A 17,308-nucleotide genomic window follows, 5' to 3' on the forward strand; every position below is an offset into this window, starting at 1 on the left:
AAGGGACGGGGCGGACGGGGCAGCCGGCGGCTCCCCCGTCCGCCCCAGGGAGTGCCTAGTAGCACTCCTTGACGCCCTTGGACAGCGACATCTTCAGGCCGCTGAGCTTGAACGTTCCGGCGGTGGTCGCCCACGCCGTCTGCTTGACGCCGGTCAGCGTGGCCGAGTCGGCCTGCTGCGCGAAACCGTAGGGGTTCGCCTGGTCGCCCTTGGCGATGCCCGGACCCTTGCTGGCGTCCTTGGCGGCAACACCGATGTCGATGTTGCGGAACGTCGCGTCGGCCTGCAGGTCCTCGACGTCGATGTACAGGTTCTCGGCCTGGACCGCGGTGTCGCCACCGCCGGCCTTCAGCATGAGACTCACGGAACCGAAGATGGGCACGTCCGGGGTGACAACGGACTGGCACATGTTCGTGATCGACGCGGACTTGAACGCCGAGACGGCGACGGGGTGAGCCGTCTTCTTGCCGTCCAGGGTGTAACCCGAGTCAATGGCTCCGTACTGCGAGAAGCCCGTACCGTCGAGCCGGTCCGCCGTCACCTTGAACGACTGACCGGAGACGCTGAACGACGCGGCGAGAGCGCCCTGCGCGAGGGCGACACCTATCACTGCCGTCGCGGCCACACTGGGCACCATCACGACGGCGAACCGCTTCCATCTGGTTCCGCCACGCACCTGGGACTCCATATTTCCTCCTTCTCGGACGTACATCTCCTGGCCCTGACTGCCCCATGACGGCGGCTCAGCCGGGCAGGGATGGGAGAAGTGCTACGTCCTCGGGAAGGAGAGCGCCCGATCTCGACAGCGCGAACCGCGCCCGAATCACCGGCGATCACCCCCGAGCGACAACCACTGGTCGCGCCTGACGCACATCACGCACAACCTGCTGGACAGGCTCCGCCGAAGCAGAGACCCCCCTGTCCAAGAACCGGCACCACTGCTGCCGGCCCTACTCGGTGGGGACCCAGAGAACCCGGTTGCCCGATTGGCTGTCGGGGGTACGGAAATGGACCGAGCGTCGCCGATCGTGGTGCATTCTCGCCGTCGGCACAAGGGGGTTCGTTACTCGCTAGTAACGGGCGGATAACCGAACAACGACCCGCCGGTCTCGGACGACGACGCAGGGTGGCCCGGAGCGAGGGGGCAAAGTACTTGATTCACGGACGGAATCCGACAGATCAACGCCCGTGACTTACTCCAAGTAACAGCGGCCGCGATTACCAAGTTTTGGTAAAACGCGGCCGCACGGTCACTTCGGGGGCGAACTTTTCACTCGGGCATCACACGTCCGGGCGTTTAGGGACTGGTCAGAAGAGGGCCCGCGCCAGTGCCCTGCGCGCCGTGGCCACCCGGGGGTCGTCGGCACCGACGACCTCGAACAGTTCGAGCAGCCGGAGCCGCGCCGCGTCCCGGTCGTCGCCGGCCGTACGCCGTACGGCCTCGATCAACCGCCCGAACGCGTCCTCCACGTGACCGCCCACCAGATCCAGGTCCGCGGCGGCGATCTGCGCCGGCACGTCACCCGGCTTCTCGGCCGCGGCCCTGCGCACCTGCTGCGGGTCGGCGTCCTGCACCCGCTGGAGCAGCTCGGCCTGCGCGAGCCCCAGCTTGGCCTCGCTGTTGGCCGGATCGTCGCTCAGCACGTTCTTGTACGCCTGTACGGCTCCGGCCAGGTCGCCCGCGTCCAGCGCCCGTACGGCGGCTTCGAGCAGCGCGTCGTAGGGGCCGGCCGGGACCTGCGGCGCCGCCGGGGCGGCGGCCGGCCCGGCCTCCGCGTCGACGGTCAGGCCGGTGAGCCCGAAGCGCTCCTCCGCCACCTGGACGAGCTGGTCCAGCGTGCCGCGGATCTGCGTCTCGCTCGCGGCCCCCTGGAAGAGCGGGAGCGCCTGGCCGGCGACCACCGCGAAGACGGCCGGAATCCCCTGGATCCCGAACTGCTGCATCAGCATCTGGTTGGCGTCGACGTCGATCTTGGCCAGCACGAAGCGACCGGCGTACTCGACAGCCAGCCGCTCCAGGACCGGGCTGAGCTGCTTGCACGGCTCGCACCACTCGGCCCAGAAGTCGATGACGACCGGTACCTCGGTGGAGCGCTGCAGGACATCGCGCTCGAAACCCGCCTCGTCTACGTCGATGACGAGGCTGGCGGGGGACACGGCCCCGCCGCCGCCCTGCCTGGCCGTTTCGGCGCGCGCCTGCTCCGCCTTCGCCTTGGCCTCCTGGGCCGCCTTCACCGCGGCGAGGTCGACGACTCCGCTCATGGACATGTTCCGTGGCTGCATGAGTACATCCTCCCCCTTCCGCGCGCACGAGTGAAAAGCGTGCCCGAAGCCAGACCCGCGGCATGGTCGAAGCCCGGCCTGTTTGCGTACTGTTCGGCGCCGGGTCCCCACCTGGCGCCTGTGGTTGTCGCTCGCGCGGCTCGGCCGCACGCAGCTTTCGCTACGGGTCGTAGCGTAACTCGCCGGAGGCACCGCTGTCCGCCCCGTCCCGGTGATCTCCCTCACGACTTCACACAACAGCCGGATATCGTCCCCGGCATGCCCGGATATGGTCGCTGACATGCACCGTCGCACTCCGGCCTCCCGTACGGGGCGCCCCCGCAGCGCCGCCGCGGACGCCGCGATCCTGGACGCGACCCGCGCGGTCCTGGTCGAACTGGGCTGGTCCAAACTCACGTTGGGGGACGTCGCGACCCGTGCCGGGGTGGCCAAGACGACGCTCTACCGCCGCTGGGCGGGCAAGAACGAACTCGTCGTCGACGCCGTGGCCGTCCTCTTCGACGAACTGGAACTTCCCGACCGCGGCAGCCTCGCCGCCGACATCGAGGGCGTCGTCCTCCAGTTCGCGGCGATCCTCGGCCGCCCCGAGACGAAGACGGCCCTGATGGCCGTCGTCGCGGAGTCCACCCGCGACGAACCCCTGCGCGAGCGCATCCGCACGTCGATCGTCGACCGCCAGAAGCGCCTCGTCGTGGAGGGCCGCTCGCGCGCCCAGGAGCGCGGCGAGCTGCCCCCCGAGGAGGATCCGGAGTCGGCCGCCCGCACGGCGGACCTGATCTTCGACGTGGTCGCGGGAGCGGTGGTGCACCGCACCCTGGTCAGCGCGGAGCCCGCGGACGAGGAGTGGGTCCGCAGCTTCACCCGTGTACTCCTGCTCGGCCTGACGGGCGCGGCGACGCAGGACTGAACCGGGGGCGTTTCAGTCCGTCCGGTGCCTGTGCATGCGGGCGTCCGGGGGCGGCGCCCCCGGACGCCCGCCCGTCGCACACGGGGGTGACTCAGAACCCCGCCGGTTCCGTGTACACCCCCCACTCCTCCCGGAGCACCCCGCAGATCTCCCCGAGCGTCGCCTCGGCCCGGACCGCGTCGAGCATGGGCCCGATCATGTTCGAACCGCTCCGCGCCGCCGCGAGCATCGCGTCCAGCGCCCCCCGGACGGCCGCGTCGTCGCGCCCGTCCTTGCGGGCGGCCAGCATCCGCACCTGCTCCCGTTCGACCTCGTGGCTGACCCGCAGGATCTCCAGGTCGCCGGTCACGGAACCGTGGTGCACGTTGACGCCCACCACCCGCTTGTCCCCCTTCTCCAGGGACTGCTGGTACTGGAAGGCGGACTCGGCGATCTCGCCGGTGAACCAGCCGTCCTCGATGCCCCGCAGGATGCCCGAGGTGATCGGCCCGATCGGGTGCTGCCCGTCGGGGTGCGCCCGCAGCCCCCGCTCCCTGATCTGCCCGAAGATCTTCTCGGCCTCGGCCTCGATCCGGTCGGTGAGCTGCTCGACGTACCAGGAACCGCCCAGCGGGTCGGCGACGTTGGCGACGCCGGTCTCCTCCATCAGCACCTGCTGCGTGCGCAGCGCGATCTCCGCCGCCTGCTCCGAGGGCAGGGCGAGGGTCTCGTCCAGCGCGTTGGTGTGCAGCGAGTTGGTGCCGCCGAGGACCGCGGCCAGCGCCTCCACGGCCGTGCGCACCACGTTGTTGTACGGCTGCTGCGCGGTCAGCGAGACGCCGGCCGTCTGCGTGTGGAAGCGCAGCCACTGCGCCTTCTCGGACGCGGCGCCGTACACGTCCCGCATCCAGCGGGCCCAGATCCGCCGCGCCGCGCGGAACTTGGCGATCTCCTCGAAGAAGTCGACGTGCGCGTCGAAGAAGAAGGACAGGCCGGGCGCGAACACGTCCACGTCCAGCCCGCGGCTCAGCCCGAGCTCGACGTACCCGAATCCGTCCGCGAGCGTGTACGCCAGCTCCTGCGCGGCCGTGGAGCCGGCCTCCCGGATGTGGTACCCGGAGACGGACAGCGGCTTGTACGCGGGGATCTTCGCCGCGCAGTGCTCCATCAGGTCGCCGATGAGCCGCAGGTGCGGTTCGGGCTGGAAGAGCCACTCCTTCTGCGCGATGTACTCCTTGAAGATGTCCGTCTGGAGGGTGCCGTTCAGCACGGACGGGTCCACGCCCTGGCGCTCGGCGGCGACCAGGTACATGCAGAAGACCGGGACGGCCGGCCCGCTGATCGTCATCGACGTCGTGACGTCACCGAGCGGGATGCCCTGGAACAGGACCTCCATGTCGGCCGCCGAGTCGATGGCCACGCCGCAGTGCCCGACCTCGCCCAGCGCGCGCGGGTCGTCGGAGTCGCGTCCCATCAGTGTCGGCATGTCGAAGGCGACGGACAGTCCCCCGCCGCCGTTGGCCAGGATCTTCTTGTACCGCTCGTTCGTCTGCTCGGCGTTGCCGAACCCGGCGAACTGCCGGATGGTCCACGTCCGCCCCCGGTAGCCGGTTGCGTGGAGCCCGCGGGTGAACGGGTACTCCCCGGGCCAGCCGATCCGGTCGAAGCCCTCGTAGGCGTCTCCGGGCCGCGGCCCGTACACCGGCTCCACGGGATCGCCGGAGAGCGTGGTGAAATCGGCCTCGCGCTTGCGCGAAGCGTCGTACCGGGCCTGCCAGCGTCGGCGGCCCTCCTCGATGGCGTCAGCGTCCATGCCTTCGAATTTACTAGGACGTCCTAGTAAATGTCGATGGCTGACCGCCGTACACACCTGTACGGCGGTGGCGCGCTGTCCGGCCGGGTCCTGGTCCCGGAACCGCGGTCAGGCCTCGGCGACGGCGGGCGAGTCGTCCGCGACCCGGGGCTCGAGCTCCCGGCTGACCTTGCGCTCCACGAAGAACGCGGCCGTCGGGATCGTGCCCGCGACGAGCACCCACAGCTGCTTGCCGACCGGCCACTTCGCCTTGGAGCCCAGGTCGAAGGCGAAGACGAGATAGACGACGTAGAGCCAGCCGTGCGCGATACCGACCACCTTGGTGAAGTCCTCGGCGCCGTCGATGTGCAGCAGGTACTTGGCGATCACGCCGAGGGTCAGCAGGACCAGCAGCACACCGGTGACGTAGGCCATGACGCGGTAGCGGGTCAGCACGCTCTTTTTCATGCCTACGAGCGTAACCGCCGGTTTCGTACGGTCTTCGCGCGCCCCCGCGGCCGGACGGCGGCCGCTACTCCTCGTCGAAGTCCTGCGCCGCGAGGCGCAGCGGGCGGAGCATCGCGAAGATCTCCGCGCACTCCTCGGCGTCGTACGCCCCGAGGCCGAAGTCCATCGCCATCAGGTCGCGGGTGGCGGCGTCGACCACCTCGCGGCCCTTGTCCGTGATGGAGGCGAGGGTGCCGCGACCGTCGTTCGGGTTGGGGCGCTTGGCCACCAGTCCCGACCTGACCAGCCGGTCCACGGTGTTCGTGACGGACGTCGGGTGCACCATGAGCCGCTCGCCGATCTTCGACATGGGCAGCTCGCCCTCCTTGGAGAAGGTGAGCAGCACCAGCGCCTCGTACCGCGCGAAGGTCAGCCCGTACGGCTTGACGACCGCGTCGACCTCGGCGAGCAGGATCTGGTGTGCCCGCATGATCGAGGTGATCGCCGCCATGGACGGCACGGCACCCCAGCGCCGCTTCCACAGTTCGTCGGCGCGGGCGATGGGATCGAAGGCGAGAGCGAGGGGCTTCGGCACGGCAAAGACCCTACCGGCCGGTCATATCGTGGTCAGCCCCGTCTCGCCTTTCGGTCGCCGACCCCACGCCACCCGCGTCTTCCCGGGCCGCGAGGGCCTCTCCGCCCTCCGTGCGCCGGGCCTCGACAGCCAGCAGGGCGCAGCACAGGATGCCCAGCACCCCGGCGCCGGCGACCGTGGCGGCCACCCCGGCGAACTCGGCGGCGACGCCCGCCAGCGCCATCCCGACGCCCTGGACGGTCATCAGGCCCGCCGCGTTGAGGGCCATCGCCCGCCCGCGCAGGTCGTCCGGCACCGCCCGCACGAACCACTGGTCGAGGCCGAGCGTGTACGCCGACCCGGCACCGGCGAGCAGCAGCAGGAGCAGCGACCAGGCGAGGCCGGGGTGCAGGGCGTAGCCGAGGTAGGGCAGCGGGGAGAGGCAGACGAGCGGCAGGGTGATCCGGCCGCGGGTCGCCGGCCGCAGCCGTGAACCCGCGTACAGCTCCCCGGCGACGGTGCCGACGGGCAGCGCGCACATCAGCAGCCCGAGCCCCGCGGGACCGGCGCCGAGCCCGTCGGCGCAGGGGGCGGCAAGCGCCTCGGGGACGACGAGGAACAGTGGCGGCACCCAGCACAGCAGGAGCAGCACCCGTACCCGCCGGTCGGCGAGGACCTGCCGGGCGCCGCGCAGGGAGTCCTTGACCAGGGCCGCCCCGGAGCCGGCCCGGGCGGGGCGCCGGGCGGTGCCGAGGCGCAGCAGCGCGGCGGAGGCGAGGAAGGTGCCGACGGTGATCACGAGCGCCCCGCGCGGCGGTACGGCGCTCAGCAGCAGCCCGCCGAGCCCGAACCCCGCGAGCAGCGCGCTCTGCGAGACGATCCGCAGCAGAACGCCCGAGGACGAACAGTTCGCCGTCGCCGAGGACGTCCGTGAGAGTCGTCTTCCAGGGGACCCGGATGACGACCCTCACGCCGCGCCCTGCTGGCCGACCCGGCCCGCATGATCGAGGGGCTCGCCGGCCTGGTGGAGGCGGCCTGGCGCGCGCTGGTGGAGCCGGACTGGCCGCGGCTGCGGGCGCTGCTGGAGGCGGATGTGGCGTTCCACTCCCGCCGGCTGGCGGAGGTGGGCCTCGGCGGGCTGCTGCCGGAGCTGGACCGGAGGTTCGCCTGGCACGCGGGGACGCTGACGGTCGACGCGCGGGCCTCGCACGAGCGGGAGTTGATGGGGCAGGGTCTGGTCCTGATGCCCAGCGTGTTCGCGTGGCCCGACGTGGTCAGCGGGTTCGACCCGCCGCGGCAGCCCACCGTCGTCTACCCGGCACGGGGTATCGGCGGGCTGTGGGCCGAGCCGGGCGGCCGCGCCCCCGACGCCCTCGTACGGCTGCTCGGCCGCGGGCGGGCCGCCGTGCTCACCGCGCTGGACGAACCCGCCACCACGACGGGCCTGGCGCACCGGCTGCGCCTGGCCCCGTCGTCCGTGTCCGGGCACCTCTCGGCGCTGCGCGGGGCGGGGCTGCTCACCTCGCGGCGGTACGGGCACCAGGTGCTCTACGAACGGACGCCGCTGGGGATGGCGCTGACGTCGGGCGGGGTGTGAGGGCAGCGCCCCGGCCGAGGACGGCGCGGGGTCCGGGTGCGGGGGGCCGGCGCGCACTCGCGGGGCGCAACCTGGATCCGCTCAGCCCGGGACGGGTTGCCGCCCGCGTCCGTCAGGACGAGGCCGCCCTCCCGCGGGAGCGCCCCGCGGGCGCCGGGCTCGCACACCCATCCCGGCGCCGGCCGGGACGAGGGGTGCCCGGCGCACGGCGGGACCGGACCCGCCCGGGTCCCTGAGTCGCGCGGACTACGCGGACAGGTGGCGTTCGATCGTCTCGACCTTGGACGTCAGACCGTCCGTCACCGACGGGCGGATGTCGGCCTTCAGGACGAGGGACACCCGGGGCGCCCGGCGCTCCACGGCGGCCACCGCGCGCCTGACGACGTCCATGACCTCGTCCCACTCCCCCTCGACGGAGGTGAACATGGCGTCGGTGCGGTGCGGCAGGCCCGACTCGCGGACCACGCGGACCGCGTCGGCGACGTACTCGCCCACGTCCTCGCCGACGCCCAGCGGCGTCACGGAGAAGGCGACGATCATGACGCCTTCACGACTCCCTCGCGGCGCGCACGGGACGCGATGACCGCGTCCTCGGCCTCGCGCCGCAGCCTGCGCTCGGCGAAGAACCCGCCGGTGGGCAGTACGGAGAGCACGAAGTAGAGCGCGGCGGTCCCCAGCGGCCACTTGGTCCGGTTCCAGGCGTCGGCCCAGAAGATCACGTACAGGATGAAGAGGACACCGTGGATCGCGCCCATGACGGGCACCGCGTTGAAGTCCGTCGTGCGCTTGAGCACCGAGCAGACGAGCAGCAGCAGGAAGGACACGGCCTCGGGGGCCGAGACCAGGCGGAGACGGCGGAGGGCGGTGGCGGTCTTCAGGTCCACGGGTCACCTTCGGGGATTCGCGTCGGCGGACAGGAGCGCTTTGTGAACGCACGCACAAGCGTCCGTTCATTGTGGCATCCGGGCCCGGCTGCCCCGGTCCGGGGGTGACGGCCGACCGTCCCCTAGGGGTGCGGTCAGGGGCGTTCTCCACCCGTGGGCCCTGTCGGCGGCCACGCCGGGCGGCTACCTTCGCACCGTGGCGATGTTCCGACTCCAAGGCAGCAAGGTGCTGGCCGTAGACATGACCGGCGACGCCGTGAAGGCGAAGAACGGCTCGATGGTCGCGTACGACGGGCAGATGGCCTTCAAGAAGCTGAGCGGCGGCGGCGAGGGGATCCGGGGAATGGTGACCCGGCGCCTCACCGGCGAACAGATGATCATGATGGAGGTGAAGGGTCAGGGGACCTGCTGGTTCGCCGACCGGGCCTCCGAGATCAACCTCGTGAATCTCCAGGGGGACAAGCTGTACGTCGAGTCGAGCAACCTGCTCGCGACGGACGCCGGACTGCGGACGGGCACGTCCTTCACCGGCCTCCGCGGCGCCTCGCAGGGCAACGGCCTGTTCACGACGACGGTCGAGGGCCACGGCCAGGCGGCGATCATGTCCGACGGCCCGGCGGTGGTGCTGCGGGTCAGCTCCCAGTACCCGCTCACCGTCGACCCGGGCGCGTACATCGCGCACCAGGGCGATGTACGGCAGTCCTTCCAGTCCGGTGTGACGTTCCGCACGTTCATGGGCGAGGGCGGCGGCGAGGCCTTCCAGATCCGCTTCGAGGGCGACGGCCTGGTCTACGTACAGCCCAGTGAGCGCAACACGATCGCGGGGGATGTGTGAGATGCCCTTCCGTGAGATCAACTCGAAGATGGTCGAGGCGACCGTCCTCCCCGGGCAGCGGTTGTTCAGTCAGCGCGGCGCGATGCTCGCGTACAAGGGGGAGGTCTCCTTCACCCCGAACATGCAGGGCGGCCAGGGCGGTGTGATGTCGATGATCGGCCGCCGCCTGGCGAACGAGGCCACCCCCCTGATGACCGTCGAGGGCTCCGGCACGGTGTTCTTCGGGCACGGCGGCCATCACATCGAGGTCATCACCCTCACGGGCGACACCCTGTTCGTGGAGGCGGACCGGTTGCTCGCCTTCGACGGGACGCTGGAGCAGAGCACGATGTTCATGGGCTCGCAGGGCGGGGTCATGGGCATGGTGCGCGGCCAGGTGACGGGTCAGGGGCTGTTCACCACGACCCTCAAGGGCCACGGCTCGGTCGCGGTCATGGCGCACGGGGGCGTGATCCAGGTCCCGATCACCCCGCAGCGCCCGGTCCACGTCGACCCCCAGGCGTACGTGGCGCACCACGGCGACGTGCGCAACAAGCTGTCCACGGCGCTCGGCTGGCGCGACATGGTGGGCCGCGGCTCGGGCGAGGCGTTCCAGCTGGAGCTGAGCGGCAGCGGTGCGGTGTACGTCCAGGCCTCGGAGGAGAAGCTGTGAGCGCGTACGGAGCCTCGGGCCCGGTGGTCTTCGATCCGGCGACCCTGCCGGTCGACGACAACGTGAACAAGTACACCTTCTGCGTTGAGCTCAAGGGGAGCCAGTGGTTCCTGCAGAAGGGCAAGATGATCGCCTACTACGGATCGATGGAATTCAACGGCATCGGACACGGCCGGCTGGACCGTCTGGTGCGTACGTCGTTCCATTCGCCACTGCACGCGAGCGACTGGGTGGTGGCGGAGGGTTCGGGCAAGATGCTGCTCGCCGACCGGGCCTTCGACGTGAATTCGTACGACTTGACTGAGGGCAACCTGACCATTCGCTCGGGCAACCTCCTCGCTTTTCAGCCAACTCTCGCGCTGAAGCAGTCCATCGTCCCGGGCTTCCTGACGCTGATCGGCACGGGCAAGTTCGTGGCCGCCTCGAACGGCCCCGTGGTGTTCATGGAACCGCCGATCCGGGTGGACCCGCAGGCCCTCGTCGGATGGGCCGACTGCCCCTCCCCGTGCCACCACTACGACCACGGGTACCTGACGGGCGTCATGGGCGGTCTACGTGCGATGACGGGCATCGGCGGGGCGTCCGGGGAGGAGCACCAGTTCGAGTTCGTGGGGGCGGGTACGGTCCTGCTCCAGTCGTCCGAGGCGCTGATGGCGGAGCAGGCCACCGGAGCGGTTCCGCAGCAGGCCGGGGTACCGGGCGGCGGCGGGGTACCGGGCCAGCACGGAGGGCAAGCCGGCGCACCGCGTCTTCCCGGACAGCTGGGGGACCTCCAGCGTCGCTTCGGGCTGTGAGCGGTAGTCTGCGGAGTGTGACGTCGAACGCGTGCGCGTAGTCACACCGCCCTCACTAGTTCGCCTTTCAACCTTTTAGGTAGACTTCATTTATGGAGACCGAGACGGCCACGCGCTGGCTGACCGATGCGGAGCAGTGCGCCTGGCGCACCCACCTGGAGGTCAACATGCTGTTGACATACCAGCTCGAAAAGGACCTCCAGCCGTTCGGACTGACGATGAACGACTACGAGATCCTGGTGAATCTCTCCGAGTCGGAGGACGTACGGATGCGGATGAGCGACCTCGCGTCCGCCACCCTCCAGTCCAAGAGTCGCCTCTCTCACCAGATCACCCGCATGGAGAACGCGAACCTGGTACGTCGTGAGAACTGCGAATCCGACCGAAGAGGACTGTACGCGGTCCTCACCGACCACGGCCTGGAGACGATGCGGAAGGTCGCCCCGCACCATGTGGCGTCCGTGCGCAGGCACTTCATCGACCTGCTCTCCCCGGAGGCCCTGAACAGCCTCCACAAGTCGCTGACCCCGATCGCGGAGCAGCTGCGGGGCCAGCGGGGCCGTCCCTGACCGTCACCCGGTGCCGGCGCCCCGCGCCGACCGGCCCACGGGCAGCCTGAGTTCGAACAGCGCCCCACCTCGGGGCGCCGCGCGGACGGTGAGCGTGCCGCCGTGCCGCAGCGCGACGTCGCGGGCGATGGCGAGGCCGAGACCGGCCCCGCCGTCGTCCCGGCTGCGGGCGTCGTCGAGCCGGACGAACCGCTCGAAGATCCGCTCCCGCTCCTCCTCCGGCACGCCCGCCCCGTCGTCCTCGACCCCGAGCACGGCCCAGGCGCCCTTCCGGCGCAGGGTGACGGCGACCCGGTCGCGCGCATGGCGTCGCGCGTTGTCCAGCAGGTTGGCCAGCACCCGCGCCAGCTGCCCCCGGGAGCCGGTCACCCCGACCGCCTCCGCGTCCACCGTGACGCCGGTCCGCTCGGCGGTCTCCTCCCGGACCAGCGCCCCCAGGTCGAACCGGGCCTCCCCCGGCCCCTCCCCCGCGTCCAGCCGCGCCAGCAGCAGCAGATCGGCCGCCAGCCGTTGCAGCCGTACGGTGTCCTCGACGGCTCCTTCGACATCGAGCAGTCCGGGATGGGCCGCGCCCACCTCCAGCTGGGTGCGCAGCGAGGCGATCGGGCTGCGCAGCTCGTGCGAGGCGTCGGCGACGAACCGGCGCTGCCGCTCCACGGAGGTCTCCAGGGCGGCCAGTGTCTCGTTGGTCGTCCGGGCGAGCCGGGCCACCTCGTCGTGTGTGGCGGGCACGGGCACCCGCCGTGCCAGGTCCTCGGAGGCCGTGATGGCGGCCATCTCGCTGCGGATGCCCTCCACGGGCCGCAGCGCCCGGCGGGTGACCAGCCAGGTCACCCCGGCCACCACGCCCAGCAGCAGGGGGAAGCCGATCAGCATCACGGTCAGCGCGGTGCCCACGGCGCTCTGCTCGGTGGACAGCGGCCGGCCCGCGTACACGGTGAGACCGCCCTCGTCCCGGACGCTCACCTCCACGGCGGCGAAGCGGTAGTCCGCCGTGTCCCCGTCGATCGTGGCGGACCCGTCGCTGTGGCTCACCTCGTCGCCGATCTCGCCGGGTTCGAGCGGGTCGTCGCCGCGGCCGCCCCCGTGGTCGTCGTCCTCGCCGGCCGCCGGGGGCTCGGGCCGCACGGCGTCGACTCCCGTGCCGCTGATCCGCTCCAGGTGCTCGCTCACCGCGACCAGCCGCCCGGACTCGTCCACCACCTGCACCGGCTGGTCGTCGTCCAGCGACAACTCGTCGTAGGGGGTGCCGGCGGACAGGTCGGCGGCCACCTCCCGCGCGGCCCGCTCCGCCTGGGTGCCGGCCTGCACGATCAGGTTGGACCGCAGCGACAGCAGTACGGCGGTCCCGGCGGCGACCAGCGCGATCGCGACGACGACGGTCGCGCCGAGGGTGGCCTTGGCCCGTACCGAGCCGAACAGGCGCCTCATCGCGCGTCCAGCCGGTACCCGGCGCCGCGCACGGTTCGGATGAGGGCGGCCCCCAGCTTGCGGCGCAGCGTGCTCACGTACACCTCGACGATGTTCGGGTCACCGTCGTACGCGAAGTCCCAGACGTGCTCCATGATGCCGGCCTTGGACACGACCTCCCCGGCCCGTACGACGAGCTGTTCCAGGACCGCGAACTCCTTGGTGGTGAGGGTGACTTCGTCCTCGCCGAGGAAGACGCGCCGGGCCGCCGTGTCGACCTTGAGGTCGCCGACGACCCGCACGGGCGAGGCCCCGGCCGTGCCGCGCCGGCGCAGCAGCGCCTTCACGCGCGCCACCAGCACCACGTACGAGAACGGTTTGGTCAGGTAGTCGTCGGCGCCGGTGTCGAGCCCCTCCGCCTCGTCGTACTCGCCGTCCTTGGCGGTGAGCATCAGGATCGGCACGTCGTGGCCGGCGGCGCGGAGGGCGGCGCAGACGCGGTACCCGTTCATGCCGGGCAGCATGATGTCGAGGATCACCAGGTCGTACGTCCCCTCACCCGCCCGGTGGAGTCCGGCCGGCCCGTCGTGGACGACGTCCACGGCGAAGCCCTCCGCGGTCAGTCCCCTGGCGAGCGACAGGGCCAGCCGCTTCTCGTCCTCCACGATCAACAGGCGCATGCGACCAGCGTCCCAAACCGAAGCTGAAGAGCCCTTCAGGCGCCTTCAGGACGGCTTCAGCGGCCGTCGGGCAGGTTGGTTCCCGTCGAGACACGGCCTTGGAGTCGAAACCGGGAGGACATCTCATGAAGCGCAACATCGTCATCGCCGCCGCCACCGCCGCGGCCCTGATCGCAGGCGGCTCCGCGACGGCTCTCACGGTCGCGGGTGACGACGAGGGGCCGGCGCGGCAGCCGAGCGCACGGGGCGCGGACGACGCCCGGGACGATTCCCGCGACGACGACGCCGCGGAGGCCAAGTTGGAGGCCGCGCGGGCGAAGACGGCCGAGGTGAGCGCGGCCGAGGCCGTCGACGCCGCGCTGGGTCACACGCCGGGTACCGCGGTCTCCGTGGACCTCGACGACGACGCGGGCGAGGCGGTCTGGGAGGTCGCCGTCCTGACCCGGGGCGGCAGCTGGCGCAGCGTCGCGATCGACCCCGGCACCGGCAGGGTTCTCGGCTCGCACACCGACGACGAGGACGACACCGCCGAGGTCCGGGCCGCCCTGAAGGGCACCTCCACCTCCGCGGTCGAGGCGGCCCGCGCCGCCGCCGCGAAGGGGACGGTGACCTCCCTCGACCTCGAGGACGAGGACGGCGGGAGCGGTTTCTGGGACGCGGAGACCCGGTCCGCGGACGGCGTCGAGCACGACTGGCGCGTCGACCTGCGCACGGCGCGGGTGACCCCGGCCGCCACGTCGGACGACGACTGACCCTGGGGCACCGCCCGGGTAACTCCTGTTGTGCACCGGGGAGCAGGCACCCGGCGCCGTGGTCGGGGTGGGACGGCGGACCCCGCGCCTACGGGGTGCGCTCGCGCGCCCACCCTCCCGCGCGGCTGCCCGCACCGCAATCGGCACGACCCGCACCCGCCCTCCCACAGGAGGCCCCGACCCGCCACGTGGGGGCGAAGGCGCACCCGGCCTCAGCCGGACGTCAGCCCCGCCACCAACTCGTCCGCCGCCCCGTAGGGATCCAGCTCCCCCGCCACGATCCGCTCGGCCAGCGCGCTCAGCCGCCGGTCCCCGTGCAGGTCACCGATCCGCTCCCGCAGCGCCGTGACCGCGATCGTCTCGACCTCGCGAGCGGCCCGCGCCAGCCGCCGCTCGCCCAGCACCCCCCGCTCCTCCATCCACGCGCGGTGCTTCTCCAGGGCCTCGACGACCTCGTCGATCCCCTCCCCCCGCGCCGCCACCGTCTTGACGATCGGCGGCCGCCAGTCCCCCGGCCCCCGGGACTCCCCGAGCCCGAGCATGTGGTTCAGCTCGCGGGCCGTCGCGTCGGCCCCGTCCCGGTCGGCCTTGTTCACGACGTAGACGTCACCGATCTCCAGGATCCCGGCCTTCGCCGCCTGGATCCCGTCGCCCATCCCGGGCGCGAGCAGCACCACCGAGGTGTCGGCCTGCGAGGCGATCTCCACCTCGGACTGCCCGACACCGACGGTCTCGACGAGGATGACCTCGCAGCCCGCCGCGTCCAGGACGCGGATCGCCTGGGGGGCCGCCCAGGCGAGCCCGCCCAGATGCCCGCGGGTGGCCATCGAGCGGATGTACACCCCGGGATCCGACGCGTGCTCGGACATCCGCACCCGGTCCCCGAGCAGCGCGCCCCCGGAGAACGGCGACGACGGGTCGACGGCGAGCACCCCGACCCGCCGGCCGAGCCGCCGGTAGGCGCTCACCAGCGCCGACGTGGAGGTCGACTTGCCGACACCCGGCGACCCGGTCAGCCCCACCACGTACGCGTTCCCGGCGAGCGGGGCCAGCGCCGCCATGACCTCACGGAGCTGCTCGGACGCCCCCTCCACCAGGGAGATCAGCCGGGCCACGGCCCGCGGCCGTCCTTCCCTGGCCTGGGCCACCAGTGAGGAGACGTCCTGCATCACAGCTCCGTTCAGTCGAGTCGGTCAGTAGTGAGGAACCGCGGAGGAACCCCGTGGAGCCGTCAGGCCCTGGGCACCCGCACGATCAGCGCGTCACCCTGCCCGCCGCCACCGCACAGCGCGGCCGCGCCCACGCCACCGCCGCGCCGCCTGAGCTCCAGCGCGAGGTGCAGGACGAGGCGGGCGCCGGACATTCCGATCGGGTGACCCAGCGCGATGGCACCGCCGTTGACGTTCACCTTCTCCGAGGACACGCCGAGGTCCTTCATCGACTGCACGGCGACCGCGGCGAACGCTTCGTTGATCTCGATCAGATCAAGATCCGCGACGTCCAGGCCCTCCTTCCTCAGCGCGTGCCGGATGGCGTTGGACGGCTGCGACTGCAACGAGTTGTCCGGCCCGGCCACGTTGCCGTGCGCGCCGATCTCGGCGATCCACTCCAGGCCCAGCTCCTGCGCCTTGGCCTTGCTCATCACGACCACGGCCGCCGCACCGTCCGAGATCTGCGAGGAGGTACCGGCCGTGATCGTGCCGTCCTTGGTGAAGGCGGGGCGCAGCTTGCCGAGCGAGTCGGCGGTGGTCTCGCCGCGGATGCCCTCGTCCTGGCTGAAGACGACGGGCTCGCCCTTGCGCTGCGGGATCTCGACCGGCGTGATCTCCGCCTCGAAGATGCCGTTCTTCTGGGCGGCGGCGGCACGCTGGTGGGAGAGCGCCGCGATCTCGTCCTGTTCGGGGCGGGCGATGCCGAGGCGGGCGTTGTGCTTCTCCGTCGACTCGCCCATGGCGATGTTCTCGAAGGCGTCCGTCAGACCGTCGTACGCCATGGCGTCGAGCATCTGGACGGCACCGTACTTGTAGCCCTCGCGGGACTTCGGGAGCAGGTGCGGGGCGTTCGTCATGGACTCCTGGCCGCCGGCGACCACCACGTCGAATTCGCCGGCGCGAATGAGCTGGTCGGCGAGCGCGATGGCGTCGAGGCCCGACAGGCACACCTTGTTGATGGTCAGCGCCGGCACGCTCATCGGGATGCCGGCCTTGACCGCGGCCTGCCGTGCCGGGATCTGCCCCGCCCCGGCCTGCAGAACCTGGCCCATGATGACGTACTGCACCTGGTCGCCGCCGATACCCGCGCGGTCGAGGGCGGCCTTGATCGCGAATCCTCCGAGGTCGGCTCCGGAGAAGGACTTCAGCGAGCCGAGCAACCGTCCCATCGGGGTGCGGGCACCCGCGACGATCACGGAGGTCGTGCTGTTCGTTCCAGACATGAGGTGCGATCCCCTTACCGGCTTGCACAGCCGAGGAGTGAACGAGGGTTTACTGAGAATGTACTGAGCGGTACGCCACCCGTCATCCGGCCCGCGGTGTGATCGCGCGCACGTTGCGTAACCACCCGAGGAGCGCTGCACTGACTCCATGCTGACGCGAATCGACCACATCGGGATCGCCTGTTTCGACCTGGACAGGACCGTCGAGTTCTACCGTGCGACGTACGGCTTCGAGGTCTTCCACTCCGAGGTCAACGAGGAGCAGGGCGTGCGAGAGGCCATGCTCAAGATCAACGGGACGTCCGACGGCGGCGCCTCCTACCTCCAGCTGCTCGAACCCACCCGCGAGGACTCCGCGGTCGGCAAGTGGCTGGCCAAGAACGGCGAGGGGGTGCACCACATCGCCTTCGGCACGGCGGACGTCGACGCCGACGCCGCGGACATCAGGGAGAAGGGCGTACGCGTCCTCTACGACGAGCCCCGGCGCGGCTCGATGGACTCCCGGATCACCTTCCTGCACCCCAAGGATTGTCATGGCGTGCTGACAGAACTGGTCACTTCGGCGGCTGTTGAGTCACCTGAGCACTGACCTCCGTATATCTGGGCCGGTAGGGTTGGGGACGGCCGCCGCCACATCGGGGCGGCCCGGGGCCTGCCGTTGGGCCGGCCCCGGGGTTCTGTCTGCGACAGGACCGAGGGCCGGGGTCCAGGTTTCGGGG

General features: G+C 71.3%; 18 protein-coding genes and 2 pseudogenes. 8 read left to right on the forward strand and 12 right to left on the reverse strand.

The features are described 5' to 3' along the window. Positions 1 to 55 precede the first annotated feature (55 nt). Together AC069T_RS23975 and AC069T_RS23980 are read right to left on the reverse strand one after the other, a co-directional pair. Positions 56 to 688: a DUF6230 family protein gene (locus AC069T_RS23975; protein WP_476754811.1), complete on the reverse strand. Its 633-nt coding sequence runs from the start codon at positions 686 to 688 to the stop codon at positions 56 to 58. 620 nt (positions 689 to 1,308) lie between these two features. Next, positions 1,309 to 2,283 carry a tetratricopeptide repeat protein gene (locus AC069T_RS23980; RefSeq protein WP_478784675.1) on the reverse strand — a complete coding sequence of 325 codons (975 nt, stop codon included), beginning with the start codon at positions 2,281 to 2,283 and terminating at the stop codon, positions 1,309 to 1,311. A 280-nt stretch (positions 2,284 to 2,563) separates the two neighbouring features. On the opposite strand from AC069T_RS23980, the gene AC069T_RS23985 reads away from it, so the two are divergent. After that, positions 2,564 to 3,190 carry a TetR/AcrR family transcriptional regulator gene (locus AC069T_RS23985; protein WP_478784676.1) on the forward strand — a complete coding sequence of 209 codons (627 nt, stop codon included), beginning with the start codon at positions 2,564 to 2,566 and terminating at the stop codon, positions 3,188 to 3,190. Positions 3,191 to 3,281: 91 nt separating this feature from the next. Here AC069T_RS23985 and AC069T_RS23990 read toward each other — a convergent pair whose 3' ends face one another. The 4 genes and pseudogenes from AC069T_RS23990 to AC069T_RS24005 form a co-directional block, all read right to left on the reverse strand. Further along, entirely contained in the window at positions 3,282 to 4,982 is a 1,701-nt protein-coding gene (locus AC069T_RS23990; protein WP_478784677.1) for an acyl-CoA mutase large subunit family protein, read from the reverse strand. Between the two features lie 108 nt (positions 4,983 to 5,090). Next, entirely contained in the window at positions 5,091 to 5,429 is a 339-nt protein-coding gene (locus tag AC069T_RS23995; RefSeq protein WP_478784678.1) for a DUF3817 domain-containing protein, read from the reverse strand. A gap of 64 nt (positions 5,430 to 5,493) precedes the next feature. Further along, positions 5,494 to 6,003 (reverse strand): MarR family winged helix-turn-helix transcriptional regulator, encoded by a 510-nt coding sequence (locus AC069T_RS24000; protein WP_476754806.1) that lies wholly within the window; start codon positions 6,001 to 6,003, stop codon positions 5,494 to 5,496. A 10-nt stretch (positions 6,004 to 6,013) separates the two neighbouring features. Beyond that, positions 6,014 to 6,920, reverse strand: a pseudogene (locus AC069T_RS24005) (MFS transporter); the annotation flags it as partial. Positions 6,921 to 6,946: 26 nt separating this feature from the next. Here AC069T_RS24005 and AC069T_RS24010 point away from each other — a divergent pair. Continuing rightward, positions 6,947 to 7,579 (forward strand): annotated as a pseudogene (locus tag AC069T_RS24010) (ArsR/SmtB family transcription factor); the annotation flags it as partial. A 246-nt stretch (positions 7,580 to 7,825) separates the two neighbouring features. Here AC069T_RS24010 and AC069T_RS24015 read toward each other — a convergent pair. Beyond that, a complete protein-coding gene (locus AC069T_RS24015; protein WP_358854230.1) occupies positions 7,826 to 8,119 on the reverse strand; it encodes an MTH1187 family thiamine-binding protein in 294 nt (97 codons plus the stop codon). Next, positions 8,116 to 8,463 carry a DUF3817 domain-containing protein gene (locus tag AC069T_RS24020; protein ID WP_476754804.1) on the reverse strand — a complete coding sequence of 116 codons (348 nt, stop codon included), beginning with the start codon at positions 8,461 to 8,463 and terminating at the stop codon, positions 8,116 to 8,118. The genes AC069T_RS24015 and AC069T_RS24020 overlap by 4 nt, the downstream gene beginning before the upstream one ends. 202 nt (positions 8,464 to 8,665) lie before the next feature. Here AC069T_RS24020 and AC069T_RS24025 point away from each other — a divergent pair, with 202 nt between their 5' ends. The 4 genes from AC069T_RS24025 to AC069T_RS24040 all read left to right on the forward strand — a co-directional run bounded on the left by AC069T_RS24025 (position 8,666) and on the right by AC069T_RS24040 (position 11,313). Further along, entirely contained in the window at positions 8,666 to 9,298 is a 633-nt protein-coding gene (locus tag AC069T_RS24025; protein ID WP_478784751.1) for an AIM24 family protein, read from the forward strand. Between the two features lies 1 nt (position 9,299). Beyond that, on the forward strand, positions 9,300 to 9,950 hold the full coding sequence (locus AC069T_RS24030; RefSeq protein ID WP_478784679.1) for an AIM24 family protein: 651 nt from the start codon (positions 9,300 to 9,302) through the stop codon (positions 9,948 to 9,950). Further along, entirely contained in the window at positions 9,947 to 10,744 is a 798-nt protein-coding gene (locus tag AC069T_RS24035) for an AIM24 family protein (protein ID WP_478784680.1), read from the forward strand. The genes AC069T_RS24030 and AC069T_RS24035 overlap by 4 nt, the downstream gene beginning before the upstream one ends. A 92-nt stretch (positions 10,745 to 10,836) precedes the next feature. Further along, positions 10,837 to 11,313, forward strand: a complete 477-nt coding sequence (locus tag AC069T_RS24040; RefSeq protein ID WP_476754802.1) for a MarR family winged helix-turn-helix transcriptional regulator — start codon at positions 10,837 to 10,839, stop codon at positions 11,311 to 11,313. Between the two features lie 3 nt (positions 11,314 to 11,316). On the opposite strand, the gene AC069T_RS24045 is transcribed toward AC069T_RS24040, so the two are convergent. After that, complete coding sequence (locus AC069T_RS24045) at positions 11,317 to 12,744, reverse strand: sensor histidine kinase (protein ID WP_478784681.1); 1,428 nt, start codon at positions 12,742 to 12,744, stop codon at positions 11,317 to 11,319. Continuing rightward, entirely contained in the window at positions 12,741 to 13,403 is a 663-nt protein-coding gene (locus tag AC069T_RS24050) for a response regulator transcription factor (protein ID WP_478784682.1), read from the reverse strand. Before AC069T_RS24050 ends, AC069T_RS24045 begins: the two co-directional genes overlap by 4 nt. Before the next feature lie 125 nt (positions 13,404 to 13,528). On the opposite strand from AC069T_RS24050, the gene AC069T_RS24055 reads away from it, so the two are divergent. Next, positions 13,529 to 14,155, forward strand: a complete 627-nt coding sequence (locus AC069T_RS24055) for a PepSY domain-containing protein (RefSeq protein WP_478784683.1) — start codon at positions 13,529 to 13,531, stop codon at positions 14,153 to 14,155. 212 nt (positions 14,156 to 14,367) lie between these two features. Here the strand turns inward: AC069T_RS24055 and meaB are convergent, their stop codons facing one another. Together meaB and AC069T_RS24065 are read right to left on the reverse strand one after the other, a co-directional pair. Continuing rightward, entirely contained in the window at positions 14,368 to 15,324 is a 957-nt protein-coding gene (gene meaB / locus AC069T_RS24060) for a methylmalonyl Co-A mutase-associated GTPase MeaB (protein ID WP_478784684.1), read from the reverse strand. Positions 15,325 to 15,386: 62 nt separating this feature from the next. Beyond that, complete coding sequence (locus AC069T_RS24065; RefSeq protein WP_478784685.1) at positions 15,387 to 16,589, reverse strand: acetyl-CoA C-acetyltransferase; 1,203 nt, start codon at positions 16,587 to 16,589, stop codon at positions 15,387 to 15,389. Between the two features lie 148 nt (positions 16,590 to 16,737). Between AC069T_RS24065 and mce the strand changes: the two genes are divergently transcribed. Beyond that, positions 16,738 to 17,178, forward strand: a complete 441-nt coding sequence (gene mce / locus AC069T_RS24070; protein WP_478784686.1) for a methylmalonyl-CoA epimerase — start codon at positions 16,738 to 16,740, stop codon at positions 17,176 to 17,178. Positions 17,179 to 17,308 lie beyond the last annotated feature (130 nt).

It is taken from the genome of Streptomyces sp. NPDC043867 (genome assembly GCF_056435845.1).

Excerpts from the sequence above, each read along its gene's own strand:
- AC069T_RS23975 (WP_476754811.1), bottom strand. The coding sequence starts at position 688 with ATGGAGTCCCAGGTGCGTGGCGGAACCAGATGGAAGCGGTTCGCCGTC.
- AC069T_RS23980 (WP_478784675.1), bottom strand. The coding sequence starts at position 2,283 with ATGCAGCCACGGAACATGTCCATGAGCGGAGTCGTCGACCTCGCCGCG.
- AC069T_RS23985 (WP_478784676.1), top strand. The coding sequence starts at position 2,564 with ATGCACCGTCGCACTCCGGCCTCCCGTACGGGGCGCCCCCGCAGCGCC.
- AC069T_RS23990 (WP_478784677.1), bottom strand. The coding sequence starts at position 4,982 with ATGGACGCTGACGCCATCGAGGAGGGCCGCCGACGCTGGCAGGCCCGG.
- AC069T_RS23995 (WP_478784678.1), bottom strand. The coding sequence starts at position 5,429 with ATGAAAAAGAGCGTGCTGACCCGCTACCGCGTCATGGCCTACGTCACC.
- AC069T_RS24015 (WP_358854230.1), bottom strand. The coding sequence starts at position 8,119 with ATGATCGTCGCCTTCTCCGTGACGCCGCTGGGCGTCGGCGAGGACGTG.
- AC069T_RS24025 (WP_478784751.1), top strand. The coding sequence starts at position 8,666 with ATGTTCCGACTCCAAGGCAGCAAGGTGCTGGCCGTAGACATGACCGGC.
- AC069T_RS24030 (WP_478784679.1), top strand. The coding sequence starts at position 9,300 with ATGCCCTTCCGTGAGATCAACTCGAAGATGGTCGAGGCGACCGTCCTC.
- AC069T_RS24040 (WP_476754802.1), top strand. The coding sequence starts at position 10,837 with ATGGAGACCGAGACGGCCACGCGCTGGCTGACCGATGCGGAGCAGTGC.
- AC069T_RS24045 (WP_478784681.1), bottom strand. The coding sequence starts at position 12,744 with ATGAGGCGCCTGTTCGGCTCGGTACGGGCCAAGGCCACCCTCGGCGCG.
- AC069T_RS24050 (WP_478784682.1), bottom strand. The coding sequence starts at position 13,403 with ATGCGCCTGTTGATCGTGGAGGACGAGAAGCGGCTGGCCCTGTCGCTC.
- AC069T_RS24055 (WP_478784683.1), top strand. The coding sequence starts at position 13,529 with ATGAAGCGCAACATCGTCATCGCCGCCGCCACCGCCGCGGCCCTGATC.
- meaB (WP_478784684.1), bottom strand. The coding sequence starts at position 15,324 with ATGCAGGACGTCTCCTCACTGGTGGCCCAGGCCAGGGAAGGACGGCCG.
- AC069T_RS24065 (WP_478784685.1), bottom strand. The coding sequence starts at position 16,589 with ATGTCTGGAACGAACAGCACGACCTCCGTGATCGTCGCGGGTGCCCGC.
- mce (WP_478784686.1), top strand. The coding sequence starts at position 16,738 with ATGCTGACGCGAATCGACCACATCGGGATCGCCTGTTTCGACCTGGAC.